Origin of the sequence: Piscinibacter sp. HJYY11, from assembly GCF_016735515.1 — a bacterium.
Taxonomy (GTDB): Bacteria; Pseudomonadota; Gammaproteobacteria; order Burkholderiales; family Burkholderiaceae_C; genus Rhizobacter.
This window is the reverse complement of sequence record NZ_JAERQZ010000001.1, coordinates 732,388-748,418: the sequence shown is the minus strand read 5'-3', so window position 1 is coordinate 748,418 and position 16,031 is coordinate 732,388. Positions and strand designations below refer to the sequence as shown.

The window sequence follows — 16,031 nt, the reverse complement described above, 5'->3', positions numbered from 1 at the left end:
GGATCGCCCGCACTTCCGCGCAGTGGTGCACGGAATCCGGTGCCGGCGCCCGAGTGTTTTAGAGCGCGTCCTGCGGCTGGGTGTCGGCGAACTTGAGGATCTCGAAGCGCACGCAGGGCGCCGTGGGGTCGGTGAGCGTGGCGCCCAGGCCGATGAGACCGGACCCGTGCAGCGTGCAGGTGCCGCGGCGCAGCGACACGATCTCGGAGCCGTTGGAGAAGCGCACGTAGGTGCCGTTGTAGCTGAGGTCGGTCAGCTGGAAGGCGCCGCCGTGCCAGTCGATGCGGGCATGCGAGCGCGACACGCGCGAGTCGTCGATGCAGTAGGTGACCTGCGGGCTGCGGCCCAGCACCACCGGCAGGCTCGGGCCGGCGTAGACGCGGTTGAGGTCGAGCCACACGAGACGGATGCCCTCGGGCTCCTGCTGAGGGAGCAGTTCACCGTATGCAGTGGCGGCGGTGTCGCCGAAGCGACGGCCTTCGATCAGGTAGACGTGCACCGGCTCCACGCGGCCGCGCAGCTGCACCTTGTCGAGGCTGCGGCAGCGCTCGCGGACGTCGGAGCCCAGGCCCGCCACCACGCTGGCGGTGGCCAGGGTTTCGTTGTCACCGGCATGGTCGAGCAGGCGCGCGGCCACGTTGACGGCGTCGCCGAAACAGTCGCCGGACATCTCGACCACTTCGCCGTGGGCCAGGCCCACCTGCAGCTTGAGCACCGGCACGTTGCGCTGGCCGGCAGGTGGGACGATGCGGTCGAGCGAGTCGTGCATCTCGTCAGCGGCAATCACCGCGGCGGCCGAATCGGCGAACACGGCCATCAGGCCATCGCCCAGGGTCTTGACGACCACGCCGCCCGAGGTGGAGACGATCTGCGAGATCAGCGCGACGCTGCGGGTGACCACGGTCGTGGCCTCGGCGTTGCCGAGCGTCTCGTACAGCGCCGTGCTGCCGCGCAAGTCGGCAAAGAGGACGGTGCGCTGAAGAATCTGTGCCATTCGTGAAGTTTATGGCACTCCACAAGCAAAACGCCCCGGCGAAATGGGCCGGGGCGTCCTGTCTTTTCGGTAGATCGATCAGAGGTTGTCGAGGTAGGTCCTCAGCTTGTCCGACCGGCTCGGGTGCTTCAGCTTGCGGATCGCCTTGGCCTCGATCTGGCGGATGCGCTCGCGGGTCACGTCGAACTGCTTGCCGACTTCTTCGAGCGTGTGGTCGGTCGACATCTCGATGCCGAAGCGCATGCGCAGCACCTTGGCCTCGCGCGGGGTGAGGGAGTCGAGGATGTCCTTCACCACGTCGCGCAGGCCGGCCTGCATGGCGGCTTCGATCGGCGCGGTGTTGTTGGTGTCCTCGATGAAGTCGCCCAGATGCGAATCGTCGTCGTCGCCGATGGGGGTCTCCATCGAGATCGGCTCCTTCGCGATCTTCATGATCTTGCGGATCTTGTCCTCGGGGATCTCCATCTTCTCGGCCAGTGTCGGGGCGTCGGGCTCGAAGCCGAACTCCTGCAGGTGCTGGCGGCTCAGGCGGTTCATCTTGTTGATCGTCTCGATCATGTGCACCGGGATGCGGATGGTGCGCGCCTGGTCGGCGATCGAGCGGGTGATGGCCTGGCGGATCCACCACGTGGCATACGTCGAGAACTTGTAGCCGCGGCGGTATTCGAACTTGTCCACCGCCTTCATCAGGCCGATGTTGCCTTCCTGGATCAGGTCGAGAAACTGGAGGCCGCGGTTGGTGTACTTCTTGGCGATCGAGATCACGAGGCGCAGGTTGGCCTCGATCATTTCCTTCTTCGCATCCCGCGAGGACTTCTCGCCCTCGTTCATGCGGCGGTTGATCTCCTTCAGGTCTTCCAGCGGCACCACGGCGCGTGCCTGCTGGTCGATCAGCTTCTGCTGCAGTTCCTGGATGGCGGGCAGGTTGCGCGTGAGGATGGCGCTGTAGGGCTTGCCGGCCGCGGCTTCCTTCTCGGGCCACTTCAGGTTGAGCAGGTTGGGCGGAAAGTTCTTGACGAAGTAGTCCTGCGGCATGCCGCACTTGTCGACCAGGATCTTGCGCAGCTCACGCTCGTAGCGACGCACGTCGTCGACCTGCGAGCGCAGGATGCCGCACAGCTTCTCGATGTTCTTGACCGTGAAGCGGATCGTCATCAGCTCGTCGCTGATGGCCTGCTGGGCCTTGTTGTACGAGGGCGACTGGTAGCCTTCCTTCTCGAAGGACTTGCGCATCTTCTCGAAGTTGGTGCGCAGGCTTTCGAACTTGATGAGTGCGGCCGCCTTCAGCTCTTCGAGCTTCTTGGTCAGTGCCTTGCTGCCGCCGTTCCCGTCGTCATCGTCTTCCTCGTCGAAGAAGTCGACGTCTTCTTCAGCCACGTAGTCGTCGGCCTCGTCTTCCGAGACGAAACCGTCGACCACTTCGGAGATCTGCATCTCGCCGGCGGCGATCTTGTCGGCATAGGCCAGGATCTCGGCGATGGTGGTCGGCGAGGCGCTGATGGCCAGCATCATGGCCTGCAGGCCGCCTTCGATGCGCTTGGCGATCTCGATTTCGCCTTCGCGCGTGAGCAGCTCGACCGTGCCCATTTCGCGCATGTACATGCGGACCGGGTCGGTGGTGCGGCCGAACTCGGAGTCGACGGTCGAGAGCGCGGCTTCGGCGGCTTCTTCGGCTTCTTCTTCGGTCGCGGTGGCGGTGCCGCTGCCGGCAATCAGCAGCGTGGCGGCGTCGGGCGCCTGCTCATAGACGGCGATGCCCATGTCGTTGAGCATCGACACGATGGCTTCGAGGATTTCCGCGTCGACCAGCTTCTCGGGCAGGTGGTCGTTGATTTCCTGGTGCGTCAGGAAACCACGCGTCTTGCCCATCTTGATGAGGGTCTTCAGCTCCTGGCGGCGCTTGGTGACTTCCTCTTCGGTGAGCGCGGTCTCGTCGAGGCCGAATTCACGCATCAGCGCGCGCTCCTTGGCGCGCGACACCTTCATGCGAAGCGGCTTGGCCTTGGCGGCCTTTTCCTCGCCAGCATCGGCTTCGGCTTCGGGCTCACCGGCCAGGTCGGCTTCGATGTCGGAGAAGTCCTCTTCGGGCACTTCTTCCTTCTTGGCGGCGCCGGCCTTGGGCTTGCGGCCCGGCTTGCCCTTTTCAGCAGGTGCGGCGGCCTTGGCGGCCGGCTTCGCGGGCGCAGCTGCGGCCTTGGTCTTCTTCTTGTCCTCGACTTCGGCCTTGTTGGCCTTCGTGGGCGCAGCGGGGGCTGCCTTGGCGGGAGCGCTCTTCTTCGCGGTCATGCAAATCCTCGGATGGTGATGGGCGTCACGGCTTGGTGCCGGGGCCTCAAAGGCGCACCAAACGACGAACCGAACCTGTCGTAGATACAGGCTCGGGCCGTTCGTTCAAGGGCAACGAAGAGACCTGGCATGGCGCAGCCACTTCAAAACGGCAAAAGGGTGACACCCTCGACCGGGAAGAAGCAGCCGTGTGCGGACAAGCTGGCGTGACCATCGAATGAAGCGCAGCCCTTGCGGGGGAGGTTGGCCTTGTATGGGGACCCTGGATCAAAGGGTGGCCGGGGACCGGAGGTGCTGCTGTCACTCTTGCCGCGTAACAAACCTTCCATTATCGGCGAAGAGGGGGCCTACGTCAAAGAGGCTTGCGAGGCGCTGAGTTGCCGGATGCGGTTGTCGAGTTCCCGCCAGCGGGCGAGGGCGGCAGGATCGCTGCCGGCGCGCTCGATGAGCGCCCGTTGAGCGTCTTTCAGGGCATCGATGCGAAGGCTGTCGACCACCCTGCGCAGGTCCTTGAAGTGGACTTCGTCGGCCAGCACGCTCTCGGGCATCCAGCGGGCGACGGTCTCGGCCCATTCGGTCTCTTGAAGGGCTTGCTCCAGCACAGCCCAGGGGGTATTGCCGTGGTCGTGGAGATGGCGCTCCAGCCAGGCGCACAAGGGCCCGTGGGGCGCTGGCAGATCGGCGAGCAGCTCGTGGTCGTCGGCGTCGAGTTGCTCCCACCACTCGCTGTGCAGGAGCAGCATCCGCAGGGCAGTGTCTTCCTTGCGGGCCGGGGCGGCCCGGCCAGCGAACCGGGGGGGGCGTGAGCCGGCCCGGGATGACTTGGCCACTGGCGCCGACGGTTCAGCGGCCTCGTCCCGGGACGTCGGATGACGCCGCGGGTTGCCGGCCGACTGCCACAGGCGCGCCAGGTCCGGCCCTGCCAGGCCGGCCATCTGGGCCAGTTCGCCGAGAAGCTGGAGTTTGAGCGCACCATTGGGCAGGGCGCTCCAGAGCGGCCTGGCGTTGGCGAGGAACCTGGCGCGGCCTTCCGCGCTGTCGAGGTCAACACCTTCCCGGGCCGCCTCGACCAGTTGGCGTGAGAGCGGTACGGCCTGGGCAACGTATTCCTCGAAGGCTTCGGTGCCATGCTCCCGCACATAGGAGTCCGGGTCGTGCTCGGTAGGGAGGAAGAGGAAGCGGATGCTGCGGGTGTCGGTTGCGTGCGGCAAAGACGCTTCGAGGGCGCGCCCCGCCGCGCGCCGGCCGGCCGCGTCCCCATCGAAACTGAACACCACCGATTCGGTGAAGCGGAAGAGCTTTTGCACGTGCTCTGCGGTGCACGCCGTGCCAAGGGTGGCGACAGCATTGGGAAATCCCAGCTGGGCGAGTGCGACCACGTCCATGTAGCCCTCGACCACAAGCACATAGCCGCGCTGTCGGATGGCGGCGCGGGCCTCGTGCAGCCCATACAGCTCGCGCCCTTTGATGAAGACCGGTGTTTCAGGTGAGTTGAGGTACTTCGGCTCGCCTTTGTCGAGCACCCGGCCGCCGAAGCCGATGACTTCACCCTGAACCGAGCGAATCGGGAACATGACCCGGTCGCGAAAACGGTCGTAGCGCTTGCGTTGCTCTTCCGTCTCGCCCTGGGCGATGACCAAGCCGCTCTCCTCGAGCAAGGGGTCGTCGTAGTGAGGAAAGACGCTCGCCAGGCCACGCCAGCCGTCCGGCGCATAGCCCAGGCCGAAGGCTGCGGCGATCTCGCCGGTGAGGCCTCGGCCCTTGAGGTACTCGATGGCCCGCGGGCTGGCCTTGAGCTGCTTGCGGTAATGCTCTGCGGCCTTGGCCAGCACGTCGTTCAGGGTGGCCTGCTTCTGCTTCAGCTCAGCGGCACGCTCTCGCTCCTGCGTTGAGCGGTCGTCCTCCGGTACCGTGAGGCCCACTTGCTGGGCCAGGTCGCGCACGGCGTCGATGAAGCCCATGCCGGCGTTTTCCATCAGGAAGCCGATGGCGTTGCCATGCACGCCGCAACCGAAGCAGTGGTAGGTCTGCCGGCTGGCGCTGACGACGAAGCTGGGTGTTTTTTCCCCGTGGAAGGGGCACAGGCCCTTGTGGTTGATGCCGGCCTTCTTGAGCTGGACGTGGCGGCCGACGACCTCGACGATGTCGACGCGAGAAAGCAGTTCCTGGACAAAGCTGGGCGGGATCACCCCACCAGTCTAGGGCCTCGCGTCTTCAGCCCGGAAGGGTCAAAGGGCGAAGTCGCTGAGCTTCTTGCCCGAGGCGATGGCGGCCTTCAGCCAGTTGGGCTGGAGCCCGCGGCCGCTCCAGGTTTCGCCGGTCGCGCTGTTGCGGTACTTCGGCGCCACCTTGGTGCCCTTACTGACGCCGGCCTTCTGCCCGGGGCTCTTCGCGGACAGGTCGGCCACCGTCAGGCCGTACTCGGCCATGATCGCCTTGACTTTGGCGATGGCGTCTTGGCGTTCGCGCTTTTGGGTCGCCTCGATTTCCTGTTCGAGGGCCGCGCGCTTTGCCAGCAGATCTTGCAGCGACGACATGAGAATCTCCCTTCTGCGACTAAATATATAGCCGGGCCATTTTATGGCCGGAGAAACGCGCGTGCTATTCGTGGAATTGCACGTCGGGTCAAATGAGACTCGTCTCCTCCAATATGAGGATGAGCCGGTATTGCCAATTGAGGGCGAAACCGTCAGGCAGAAGGCGGCACATACCCCGCCGGCTGCTCCGCGCCTTCACCAAAGAAAAATCGTTCCATCTGGCGCGCCAGATACTGGCGTGCACGCTGGTCGGCGAGATTGAGTCGGTTTTCATTGACGAGCATGGTCTGGTGCTTCATCCAGAGCTGCCAAGCTTCCTTGCTCACCTCGTTGTAGATGCGCTTGCCCAGCTCGCCGGGGTAGGGGGCGAAATCAAGGCCTTCGCCTTCCTTCTTGAGATACACGCATTGAATGGTGCGGGCCATGGGGTACTCCTTTTGTATTGAGAATCTTGGCGGCCATCAGGCCAGTTTCTTCACCAGCACCTGAGAGCGGCGGTCCCAGTTGTATTTGCGCTTGCGCGATTCAGGCAACCAGTCGGGGTCGACTTGTGCGAAGCCGCGTTTGATGAACCAGTGCATGGTGCGCGTCGTCAGCACGAAGATGCTCGTCATGCCCATGGCCTTCGCGCGTTGCTCGATGCGCTTCAGGATGCGCTCGCCATCGCCCTGGCCTTGCACGCTGTTGCTCACGGTGAGGGCTGCCATCTCGCCGGTCTTGGCTTCCGGGTAGGGGTAGAGCGCCGCGCACCCGAAGATCACGCCGTCGTGCTCGATCACGGTGTAGTGGTCGATGTCACGTTCGATCTCGGTACGGTCGCGCTTGACGAGCGTGCCGTCTTTTTCAAACGGCTCGATCAGCTGCAGGATGCCGCCGATGTCGTCGGCGGTCGCTTCGCGCAGGCTCTCGAGCTTCTCGTCGACGATCATGGTGCCGATGCCGTCGTGCGTGAAGACCTCCATCAGCACGCCGCCATCCACGTTGAACGGCAGGATGTGCACCCGCTCCACGCCTTCCTTGCTCGCCTTGACGGCATGTTGCAGGTAGAAGGCGGTGTCGGTCGGCTGGGTGGGGTTGGGCAGCTGCGCCAGGAGCTTTTCCGCATCGGCCAGTGCCAGTTCCTGGTCGATCTCCACGTCTTCGTCGCGCGGGTCGCCGGCGTGCGGGTCTTGCGGAATGCCGCGCACCTCGGTCACAAACAGCAGCTTGTCGGCCTGGAGCTCGATCGCCGCACTCGTCGCCACGTCTTCCATGCTCAGGTTGAACGCCTCGCCGGTCGGCGAGAAGCCGAAGGGCGACAGCAGCACCAGCGAGCCGGCGTCGATGTTCTGGCGGATGGCGATGGCGTCGATCTTGCGCACGAGGCCGGTGTGCTGGAAGTCCACGCCGTCGACGATGCCCACCGGCCGCGCAGTGATGAAGTTGCCGGAGATCATCCGCACGGCTGCACCGGCCATGGGGGTATTGGGCAGGCCTTGTGAAAACGCCGCCTCGATCTCATATCGAAGCTGCCCGGCGGCTTCCTGCGCGCAGTCGAGCGCCACCGGATCGGTGACGCGCATGCCGTGGCTGAAGCTCGACACATGGCCCTTGGCCTTCAGTTGCTCTTCTACCTGCGGGCGAAAGCCGTGCACCAGCACCAGCTTCACGCCCATGGCCTGCATCAAGGCAAGGTCTTGTGCGAACGCGGTGAGCTTGCCGGCGGCGATCAGCTCGCCAGCGATCGCCACCACAAAGGTCTTGCCGCGGTGCGCGTGGATGTGCGGCGCGACCGAGCGGAACCACGGGACGAAGGTGTGCGGAAAGATGAGGTCCATGCGCGCGCCGCTGGCGAGAGGCTGAAATAATCCGCGATTTTGCACGACGACCCTTGACGACAGACGCTTCCGCGCGTCGCGGCCGGCCCGCTCAGGCTCCCGCGACGCCCTTGCCACCGATCACCTTCCCCGAATCGCTGCCCGTGTCGGGCAAACGCGAGGAGATCGAGCGCGCGCTGTCGCAGCACCAGGTCGTCATCGTCTGCGGCGAGACCGGCTCCGGCAAGACCACGCAGCTGCCGAAGATCGCGCTGGCGATGGGGCGGGGCCGTGCCAACACCGGCAAGCTGATCGGCCACACCCAACCGCGACGGATCGCGGCGTCCAGCGTGGCTAAGCGCATCGCCGACGAGCTGAAGACGCCGCTGGGCGAAATCGTCGGCTACAAGGTCCGCTTCCAGGACCGCCTCCAGCCCGGCGCGAGCGTCAAGCTCATGACCGACGGCATCCTGTTGGCCGAGACGCAGACCGACCCCCTGCTCAAGGCATACGACACGCTGATCATCGACGAGGCCCACGAGCGGAGCCTCAACATCGACTTTCTGCTGGGCTACCTGCGGCAGATCCTGCCGCGCCGGCCCGACCTGAAGATCATCGTCACCTCGGCCACCATCGATGCCGACCGGTTTGCGCAGCATTTCGCGTCGCGCCACGGGCCGGCGCCGGTGATCATGGTGTCGGGGCGGCTCTTCCCGGTGGAGCAGCGCTACCGCCCCTTCGAGGAAAGCCGCGAGTACGGCCTCAACGATTCCATCGGCGACGCGGTCGATGAGCTCTGGCGCGAAGGCGCCGGTGACGTGCTCGTGTTCCTGCCGGGCGAGCGCGAGATCCGCGAGGCTGCGGACCACCTGCGGCGACACCATCCGCCCGGCGTGGAAGTGGTGCCGCTCTTTGCTCGCCTCTCGCAGCAGGAGCAGGACCGTGTCTTCGAGCCTCACAGCGCCCGTCGAATCGTGCTCGCGACCAACGTGGCCGAGACCTCGTTGACCGTGCCCGGCATCCAATACGTGATCGACGCCGGTACCGCTCGCGTCAAGCGCTACAGCTACCGCAACAAGGTCGAGCAGTTGCAGATCGAGCCGGTGAGCCAGGCGGCTGCCAACCAGCGCGCCGGCCGCTGCGGCCGCGTCAGCAACGGCATCTGCATCCGCCTCTACGACGAAAAAGATTTCAACGATCGCCCGCGCTTCACCGACCCCGAGATCCTGCGCTCGTCCCTGGCAGGGGTGATCCTGCGCATGAAGTCGCTCGGCCTGGGCCTGGTCGAGGATTTCCCGTTCCTCGAGCCTCCGCCGCGGCGAGCGGTGGCCGACGGCTACCAACTGCTCAACGAGCTCGGCGCCGTCGACGACCAGAACGAGCTCACCGCCACGGGTCGCGAACTCGCCAAGCTCCCGCTCGACCCGCGCGTCGGCCGCATGATCCTCGAGGCGCGCGACCGCCAGGCGTTGGCCGAAGTGCTCGTCATCGCCTCGGCCCTCAGCGTGCAGGACGTGCGCGACCGTCCCATCGAGCAGCAGCAGGCCGCCGACAACGCGCACAGGAAGTTCGATGACGAGAAGTCCGAGTTCGTGGGCACCCTCAAGCTCTGGAAATGGCTGGAAGACAGCAAGGGCGGCCAAGGCGAACACAAGCTGTCGAACCGCAAGCAGGAGCAGCTGCTGCGCGACAACTTCATCTCGCCGCGCCGCGTGCGCGAGTGGCGCGACATCCATTCCCAGCTGCACACCGTGGTGGCCGAACATGGCTGGCGCCTCAACGGCTCGCCCGCCACCTACGAGCAGCTGCACATGGCGATGCTGGCCGGACTGCTCGGCAACATCGGCCTCAAGAGCGATGAAGACGACTGGTACCTCGGCGCGCGCGGCATCCGCTTCTACAAGCACCCGGGCGCGAACCTCAGCAAAAAGCCGGGCCGCTGGATCGTGGCGGCCGAACTGGTCGAGACCACGCGGCTCTTCGGTCGCGGCATCGCCAACATCGAGCCGCAGTGGCTGCCCATCGTCGGGGCGCACCTGCTGAAGACCCAGTTGCTGGAGCCGCATTGGGAGAAGAAGGCCGGCGAGGTGGTGGCGCTGGAGCGCGCCACGCTCTACGGCATCGTCGTCTACAGCAACCGGCGTGTGAACTTCGGGAATGTCGACCCGGTTGCGGCACGAGAGATCTTCATCCGCGAGGCGCTGGTGAATGGCGAATGGGAAACCCGGCTGCCGTTCCTTGCCGCCAACCGCAAGCTCATCCAGCAGGTCGAAGAGCTGGAACACAAGTCGCGCCGGCAGGACGTGCTGGTCGACGACGAGCTGATCTACGCCTTCTACGACCAGCAGCTGCCGGCCGACGTGGTGAGCGGTGCCACGCTGGAGCGCTGGTACCGCGACGAGGTGAAGCGCCAGCCAAAGCTGTTACTGCTCACCCGCGAGGAGTTGATGCGCCACGAGGCCGCGGGCATCACCACTTCGGCCTTCCCGAAGACCATCCGGCTGGGTGGCGTGGACTGCAGCGCAAGCTACCTGCACGAGCCGGGTGATGCCAAGGACGGCGTGACGGTGACCGTGCCCATCTTTGCGCTCAACCAGGTGAGCGACGAACGTTGCGAGTGGCTGGTGCCCGGCATGCTGAAAGACAAGGTGCTTGCCCTGGTGAAAAGTCTGCACCAACGACCGAGGTCGCGCCTGGTGCCCTTGCCCGATTACGCGGCCGAGTTCTGCGAACTCACGCCGTTCGCGCAAGGCTCCCTGGTCGACGCGTTGCTGAAGGCGGTGCGCGAGCGCACCCAACTCGCAGTGCAGCGCAATGACTTCAAGCTGGAGCAGCTGCCGCCGCACCTGTTCATGAACTTCCGCGTGGTCGACGAGCACGGTCGGCAACTCGCAATGGGTCGCAATCTCGCAAGCCTCAAGGCCGAGCTGGGCGGGCAGGCGCGCTCGGCCTTCCAGGCGCTCGCCGCCTTGCGACCCAGCGTGCCAAAAGCCGCACAACCGGAAGTGCTCGCCGCAGACGTGAAACGGCCGCATGCGCCGGTGAAGGCGGAAATTGCGCCGCCGCCGTCCTCGGCAACGGATGCGCGCTACACCGACTGGACCTTCGGCGAGCTGCCCGAGCTGATGGAAGTGAAGCGCGGCAGCCAGAGCCTTGTCGGCTTTCCAGCCTTGATCGACAGAGGCGACCACGTGCTGATCGAGGTGTTCGACGAGCCCGACATCGCCGCAGCGAAGCACCGCGCCGGCTTGCGGCGCCTGGTCGCGCTGCAGATCAAGGACGCGCTGAAGTACCTCGAGAAAAACATCCCCGACCTGCAGAAGATGGCCGTGGCCTACATGCCGCTCGGCACGGCCGACGAGCTGCGCCAGCAGATCATCGATCTGGCGCTCGACCGGGCGTTCCTTGGCGATCCGTTGCCCACCGATGCCCAGGCCTTTCGCAAGCGCATCGACGAAGGCCGCGGCCGCCTTACCTTGATCGCCAACGAGGTGGCACGCAGCGCCCTGGCCATCCTGACCGAGTACGCCGCCGCCGCCCGCAAGCTGAAAGACGCCCGGCCGTCGAAGGACGTGGCCGACGACATCCACGCGCAACTCACGCGCCTCGTGACCAAGCGCTTCGTGCTCGAAACCCCATGGGCCCAAGTGGCCCACCTGCCGCGCTACCTCAAAGGCATCGTCATGCGGCTCGACAAGCTGCGTGCCGACCCCTCACGCGACAGCGCGCGCCTGGCCGAGATGCGGCCTCTGGAGCAGCGCTACCTGCGGCTGCAGGCTGAACGCCGCGGCGTGCGCGATGCGCGTCTGGACGAATTCCGCTGGCTGCTCGAAGAGCTGCGCGTGAGCCTCTTCGCACAGGAACTGCGCACGCCTCAACCCGTCAGCGTGAAGCGCCTCGAGAAAACTTGGGCGCAGATCAACGCCTGAAGGGCCCCATCTGCTGGGTACAATGCGCGCCGATCGGAGCGTAGCGCAGCCTGGTAGCGCAACTGGTTTGGGACCAGTAGGTCGCGAGTTCGAATCCCGCCGCTCCGACCATTCTTCTGTGGGTCACCCCCTCACTGCCCGTAGCTCAACTGGATAGAGCAGCTGCCTTCTAAGCAGCAGGTCGGGGGTTCGAGTCCCTCCGGGCAGGCCAGTCAGGCCGTCACGCCGACCCGACAGCCTCACCCGAACAGCTGCCAGCCCAGCGCGCCGATGGCGGCGATGAACATCACAGCCATGCCTGCAATCACCACGAGGCGCTGCCGCCATGGTTTGCGTCGGCGGATGCTGGGCATCGGCGTATAGGGCAAGGGTTCGTAGTCGACCGGTTCGTCCACCGACAGCATCGGCAACGAGTCATGACCCTCCAGGTCATCGAACGGGTTGACGATGCGCAGGGGCGGCAACGTCGGCTCCGCTTCTTCGGTGAGCGTCGGGACCTCCGGCACCTGGAACGGCTCCACGTCTTCGGCGGCAGGCGCCGGGCCGCGGTCGAAGTTGGCCAGCAACGCAAGCACGCTTTCGCTTGAATTCAACGGATAGGCCGGCGGCGCTGTCGGGATCGGCTCGCGCCTGGGGCGTTTCGCGCGCTTCTTCATCGGCGTGCCGTCCGGCTGCAGCGGCACGGGGCCGGAGTCGGCGGCAAAGAGGGCCCGGAACTCCGTGACGGTGCCGGGGCGCTCTGCGGGCGGGAGGCTCAATGCGGCGTCAATCGCGGCAAGAAAATCCGGCTGGTACTCCAGCGCCGAGGCACTGTCCTTGAAGCGCAGCAGCAAATCAGCCATCGCCGGGTAGCGCAAGGCCTGACCCGGTCGCAAGGCGGTCCATTCACCACTGATCGCGAAGTGCAGCACTGCCGCCACCGCGTGCAGGTCGCTGGTGACCATCGCCTGCATGCGTTCCGGGTCGGCGTAGGCGTCGACGTAGGGCTTGCGCAGATCGCTCTGCACCGCCAGGTGGACGGCGTCGAAGTCCATCAGCACCGGTTGGCCGTCGTCGCCCAGGTAGATGTTGATGGGCTCGACCTGCCCATGAGCGAGCCCCGCCTGGTAGAGCGTGGTCAACGCGTTCAGCAGCCCATCGAAGAAGGCCTGCAGCTGGGCCTGCGACGCGGGCTCGCCGATGCCATGTCGCCAGGCGAGCAGGGTGGTGCCGGGCAGGTAGGGCATCGACCGGTAGACGGTGCCGTTGGCCTCCCACACATTGACCACCCGCAAGAGGTTGGGATGTTCGAACTGCGAAAGCGTCAGCGCCTCCGTCAGGAAGGCCTGCAGGCCGCGCTGGAAAGCCTGCACGTTCGCCGGGTCGAGGACGTCCACCTTGCCACCGCGCACGCGGGTGGCCAGGCTCGACGGCATGTACTCCTTGATCGCGACCGTGCTGCCGTCGTGAAGGTGCCGCCCGAGGTAGAGCACGCCGAAGCTCGTGAGGCCGAGCACCTGCACGATCTCGAAGTCTTCCAGCCTTTCGCCCGGCAGGAGCGTCTGGCCGGCGATGGCGGGCATCGGGCCTGAGGGCTGGAGTGGCTCGGACAAGTTCATCGGGCGCGCTAAAACTTCGCCCATGCGGGCGAAAGTGTGTATTTTGACGCGGACAGTACGCGAACCAGCCGTTTTGGCGACCCCGGGTCTGGGGGGCGCAATCGCTGCCGGGCAAGCGACGCTCAGCGTCGCTGGTACTGCTGGGCACCGAACAGCACGTCGCGGGCCTGCGAGTCGACCAGCGGCTTGCGCAGGTTGGCCAGCACCTCCACGCCGCGCTGCACGGCCGGCCGCGCCGCGATCTCGTCGAACCAGCCCTTGAGGTGCGGGTAGTCGGCCCAGTCGATGCCCTGGTTCTTCCAGGAGCGCAGCCACGGGAAGATGGCGATGTCGGCGATGGTGTATTCGTTGCCGGCGATGTATTTGCTCTTGGCCAGCCGCTTGTCCATCACGCCGTAGAGCCGTTTGGCTTCGTTGGTGTAGCGGTCGATGGCATAGGGCAGCTTCTCCGGTGCGTAGATGCGGAAGTGATGCGCCTGGCCGAGCATCGGGCCCACCCCGCCCATCTGAAACATCAGCCACTCCAGCACCTCATAGCGGCCGCGTACGGTGCCGGGCAGGAAGCGCCCGGTCTTGCCGGCCAGGTAGAGCAGGATGGCGCCAGACTCGAACATCGAGATGGGCTCGCCATCAGGTCCGTCCGGGTCGACGATGGCGGGAATCTTGTTGTTCGGGCTGATCGAGAGGAACTCGGGCTTGAACTGGTCGCCTGCACCGATGTTCACCGGGTGCGCGCGGTACGCCAGGCCACATTCCTCGAGCATGATGTGCACCTTGTGGCCGTTGGGGGTAGCCCACGAATACACGTCGATCATCGCTATAGTCTCCAGTCATCGCGGCACCTGCCGTGTGCCCACTCTAGTGGATGCCACCTCATCATGCTTGATGCCTTCAAGAAGCTGATTTCCAGGCCGGCCCCTGGCCCCGACTGGCCCGAGGTGGTGGAGTGGGCCAAGCACAACAAGCTCAAGTACAAGCGCGAAGCCGAAGGCGAGGGCTTCGTGATCAGCGGCGGCATGGAAAGCAAGCCGTGGCGCCTGGAATGGGGCCCGCCACAACGCCAGTACATCGACGGCCATGAGCTGCGCCTGCGCATGGAGCTCGGCTTGTCTCCCAATCTGCAGGTGCTGCTGATCTCGCAGTCGCTGCTCGAGAACCTCGAACGCCAGGCCTTCGAGCGTTTCACCGAGAGCACGCAAACCGTGATCGACATGAACACGCCAGAAGAGATGCGCTGGCTGGCCATGTTCCCGAAGGTGCCGTACAAGGCGGCGAAAGAGGTGCGTTCGAGTTTCGGGCTCGTCAGCAGCGCGCAGGCCGAGGCCGCGTCGTGGGTGGAAGGCGCACTGGCTCAGCAACTCGAAGAGTCGATGAAGGGCTTCCTCAAGTCCGAACCACCTTTCGTGCTGATGCTGCTGCGCGGCCGGGCCTACCTGCGCCTGCAGTTGCCCGAGCCCAGTGTGAAGTGGATGACGCAGGCGGTCAGCCTGTTCGAGGTGGCCGTGCTGCAAGCCTTGCGCGTGGCGGGTGTGGGCGCCGAAGGCTCGCCCGACTGGCACACCACGGGCTCCACGGCCTGGCAGACGCAGCTCGGCCCTGAAGACCCGCCGAAGGGGCGCTGAGCCCCTTCGTCACCTTGCCGTCAGGCCGCGGCGTGGCGGCCGAGTTCCATCTTGGCGATGGCGTTGCGGTGCACTTCGTCGGGGCCGTCCGCGAAGCGCAGCGTGCGGGCCATGGCGTAGAAGTAGGCGAGCGGGAAGTCGTCTGACACGCCGCCGCCGCCGTGCGCCTGCATCGCCCAGTCGATCACCTGGCAGGCCATCGACGGCGCCACCACCTTGATCATCGCGATCTCGGCCTTGGCGGTCTTGTTGCCGGCCACGTCCATCATCCACGCCGACTTGAGCGTGAGCAGGCGGGCCTGCTCGATCATGCAGCGGGCCTCGGCAATGCGCTCACGCGTCACACCTTGTTCGGCGACGGTGCGGCCGAAGGCCACGCGCGAACTCGCGCGCTTGCACATGAGTTCTAGTGCGCGCTCGGCCAGGCCGATCAGGCGCATGCAGTGGTGGATGCGGCCCGGGCCGAGGCGGCCTTGCGCGATCTCGAAGCCACGGCCTTCGCCCAGCAGGATGTTGCTGGCCGGCACGCGCACGTTCTCGAACAGGATCTCGCAGTGCCCGTGCGGCGCGTCGTCGTAGCCAAAGACGGGCAGGGGGCGGATCACGGTGATGCCCTTCGTGTCGGCCGGCACGAGGATCATCGACTGCTGGCTGTGGCGAGGCGCGGTCGGGTCGGTCTTGCCCATGAAGATGTAGATGGCGCAGCGTGGGTCACCGGCACCCGAGATCCACCACTTGTGGCCATTGATCACGTACTCGTCGCCCTGGCGCTCGATGCGCGCTTCGATGTTGGTCGCGTCGGATGAGGCGACCGCCGGCTCGGTCATCGCAAAGGCGCTGCGGATCTTGCCGTCGAGCAGCGGCTCGGCCCAGCGCTTCTTGTGCTCGGCGGTGCCGTAGCGAATGATGGTTTCCATGTTGCCGGTGTCGGGCGCCGAGCAGTTGAAGACCTCGCTCGACCACATCACGCGGCCCATGATCTCGGCCAGCGGCGCGTATTCCTGGTTGCTCAGGCCCGGGCCGTATTCGGCTTCACGCACCGAGCCGTCGGCGCTGGGCGGCAGGAAGAGATTCCACAGGCCTTGCGCGCGGGCCTTGACTTTCAGCTCTTCGATCACCTGTAGCGGCGTCCAGCGCTTGCCGGCCTTGGTGTTGGCTTCGATCTCGGCGGTGTAGCGCGTTTCGGCGGGGTAGATGTAGTCGTCCATGAAGCGCAGCAACTTGGCTTGCAGCTCCTGGGTGCGTTGAGAGTAGGCGAAGTCCATGTCT

11 protein-coding genes and 2 tRNA genes are annotated in these 16,031 nt (G+C 65.7%); 4 read left to right on the top strand and 9 right to left on the bottom strand.

The window, feature by feature from the left end:
* Positions 1-58: 58 nt before the first annotated feature.
* The 6 genes from JI745_RS03375 to argA form a co-directional block, all read right to left on the bottom strand.
* A complete protein-coding gene (locus JI745_RS03375) occupies positions 59-994 on the bottom strand; it encodes an adenylate/guanylate cyclase domain-containing protein (protein ID WP_201803734.1) in 936 nt (311 codons plus the stop codon).
* Between the two features lie 78 nt (positions 995-1,072).
* Positions 1,073-3,280, bottom strand: coding sequence for an RNA polymerase sigma factor RpoD (gene rpoD / locus JI745_RS03370; RefSeq protein ID WP_201803732.1), 2,208 nt, complete (start codon positions 3,278-3,280; stop codon positions 1,073-1,075).
* Positions 3,281-3,627: 347 nt separating this feature from the next.
* A complete protein-coding gene (gene dnaG, locus JI745_RS03365) occupies positions 3,628-5,469 on the bottom strand; it encodes a DNA primase (protein ID WP_201803729.1) in 1,842 nt (613 codons plus the stop codon).
* 39 nt (positions 5,470-5,508) lie between these two features.
* Positions 5,509-5,817 (bottom strand): H-NS family nucleoid-associated regulatory protein, encoded by a 309-nt coding sequence (locus JI745_RS03360; RefSeq protein ID WP_201803727.1) that lies wholly within the window; start codon positions 5,815-5,817, stop codon positions 5,509-5,511.
* A 152-nt stretch (positions 5,818-5,969) separates the two neighbouring features.
* Positions 5,970-6,242 (bottom strand): oxidative damage protection protein, encoded by a 273-nt coding sequence (locus tag JI745_RS03355; protein WP_201803725.1) that lies wholly within the window; start codon positions 6,240-6,242, stop codon positions 5,970-5,972.
* A gap of 36 nt (positions 6,243-6,278) precedes the next feature.
* Positions 6,279-7,634: an amino-acid N-acetyltransferase gene (gene argA, locus JI745_RS03350; protein WP_201803723.1), complete on the bottom strand. Its 1,356-nt coding sequence runs from the start codon at positions 7,632-7,634 to the stop codon at positions 6,279-6,281.
* A gap of 53 nt (positions 7,635-7,687) precedes the next feature.
* Here argA and hrpA point away from each other — a divergent pair, with 53 nt between their 5' ends.
* The 3 genes from hrpA (at position 7,688) to JI745_RS03335 (ending at position 11,753) form a co-directional block, all read left to right on the top strand.
* Positions 7,688-11,542, top strand: a complete 3,855-nt coding sequence (hrpA, locus tag JI745_RS03345; protein ID WP_404932795.1) for an ATP-dependent RNA helicase HrpA — start codon at positions 7,688-7,690, stop codon at positions 11,540-11,542.
* A 34-nt stretch (positions 11,543-11,576) separates the two neighbouring features.
* Positions 11,577-11,653, top strand: a tRNA-Pro gene (locus tag JI745_RS03340).
* Between the two features lie 23 nt (positions 11,654-11,676).
* A tRNA-Arg gene (locus tag JI745_RS03335) sits at positions 11,677-11,753 on the top strand.
* A gap of 28 nt (positions 11,754-11,781) precedes the next feature.
* Here the strand turns inward: JI745_RS03335 and JI745_RS03330 are convergent.
* Together JI745_RS03330 and JI745_RS03325 are read right to left on the bottom strand one after the other, a co-directional pair.
* The gene (locus tag JI745_RS03330) at positions 11,782-13,104 is read right to left on the bottom strand and encodes a protein kinase domain-containing protein (protein ID WP_201803720.1); all 1,323 of its coding nucleotides are present in this window, start codon (positions 13,102-13,104) and stop codon (positions 11,782-11,784) included.
* Between the two features lie 158 nt (positions 13,105-13,262).
* Positions 13,263-13,955, bottom strand: a complete 693-nt coding sequence (locus JI745_RS03325; protein ID WP_201803718.1) for a glutathione binding-like protein — start codon at positions 13,953-13,955, stop codon at positions 13,263-13,265.
* A gap of 63 nt (positions 13,956-14,018) precedes the next feature.
* Here JI745_RS03325 and JI745_RS03320 point away from each other — a divergent pair, with 63 nt between their 5' ends.
* Positions 14,019-14,762 carry a hypothetical protein gene (locus JI745_RS03320; protein ID WP_201803716.1) on the top strand — a complete coding sequence of 248 codons (744 nt, stop codon included), beginning with the start codon at positions 14,019-14,021 and terminating at the stop codon, positions 14,760-14,762.
* A 20-nt stretch (positions 14,763-14,782) separates the two neighbouring features.
* Here JI745_RS03320 and JI745_RS03315 read toward each other — a convergent pair whose 3' ends face one another.
* Positions 14,783-16,027 carry an acyl-CoA dehydrogenase family protein gene (locus tag JI745_RS03315; RefSeq protein ID WP_201803714.1) on the bottom strand — a complete coding sequence of 415 codons (1,245 nt, stop codon included), beginning with the start codon at positions 16,025-16,027 and terminating at the stop codon, positions 14,783-14,785.
* Positions 16,028-16,031: the final 4 nt, after the last annotated feature.

Bases quoted from the DNA above. Each gene is read 5' to 3' on its own strand.
- JI745_RS03375 (WP_201803734.1), bottom strand. From the start codon at position 994: ATGGCACAGATTCTTCAGCGCACCGTCCTCTTTGCCGACTTGCGCGGC.
- rpoD (WP_201803732.1), bottom strand. From the start codon at position 3,280: ATGACCGCGAAGAAGAGCGCTCCCGCCAAGGCAGCCCCCGCTGCGCCC.
- JI745_RS03360 (WP_201803727.1), bottom strand. From the start codon at position 5,817: ATGTCGTCGCTGCAAGATCTGCTGGCAAAGCGCGCGGCCCTCGAACAG.
- JI745_RS03355 (WP_201803725.1), bottom strand. From the start codon at position 6,242: ATGGCCCGCACCATTCAATGCGTGTATCTCAAGAAGGAAGGCGAAGGC.
- argA (WP_201803723.1), bottom strand. From the start codon at position 7,634: ATGGACCTCATCTTTCCGCACACCTTCGTCCCGTGGTTCCGCTCGGTC.
- JI745_RS03330 (WP_201803720.1), bottom strand. From the start codon at position 13,104: ATGCCCGCCATCGCCGGCCAGACGCTCCTGCCGGGCGAAAGGCTGGAA.
- JI745_RS03325 (WP_201803718.1), bottom strand. From the start codon at position 13,955: ATGATCGACGTGTATTCGTGGGCTACCCCCAACGGCCACAAGGTGCAC.
- JI745_RS03320 (WP_201803716.1), top strand. From the start codon at position 14,019: ATGCTTGATGCCTTCAAGAAGCTGATTTCCAGGCCGGCCCCTGGCCCC.
- JI745_RS03315 (WP_201803714.1), bottom strand. From the start codon at position 16,027: ATGGACTTCGCCTACTCTCAACGCACCCAGGAGCTGCAAGCCAAGTTG.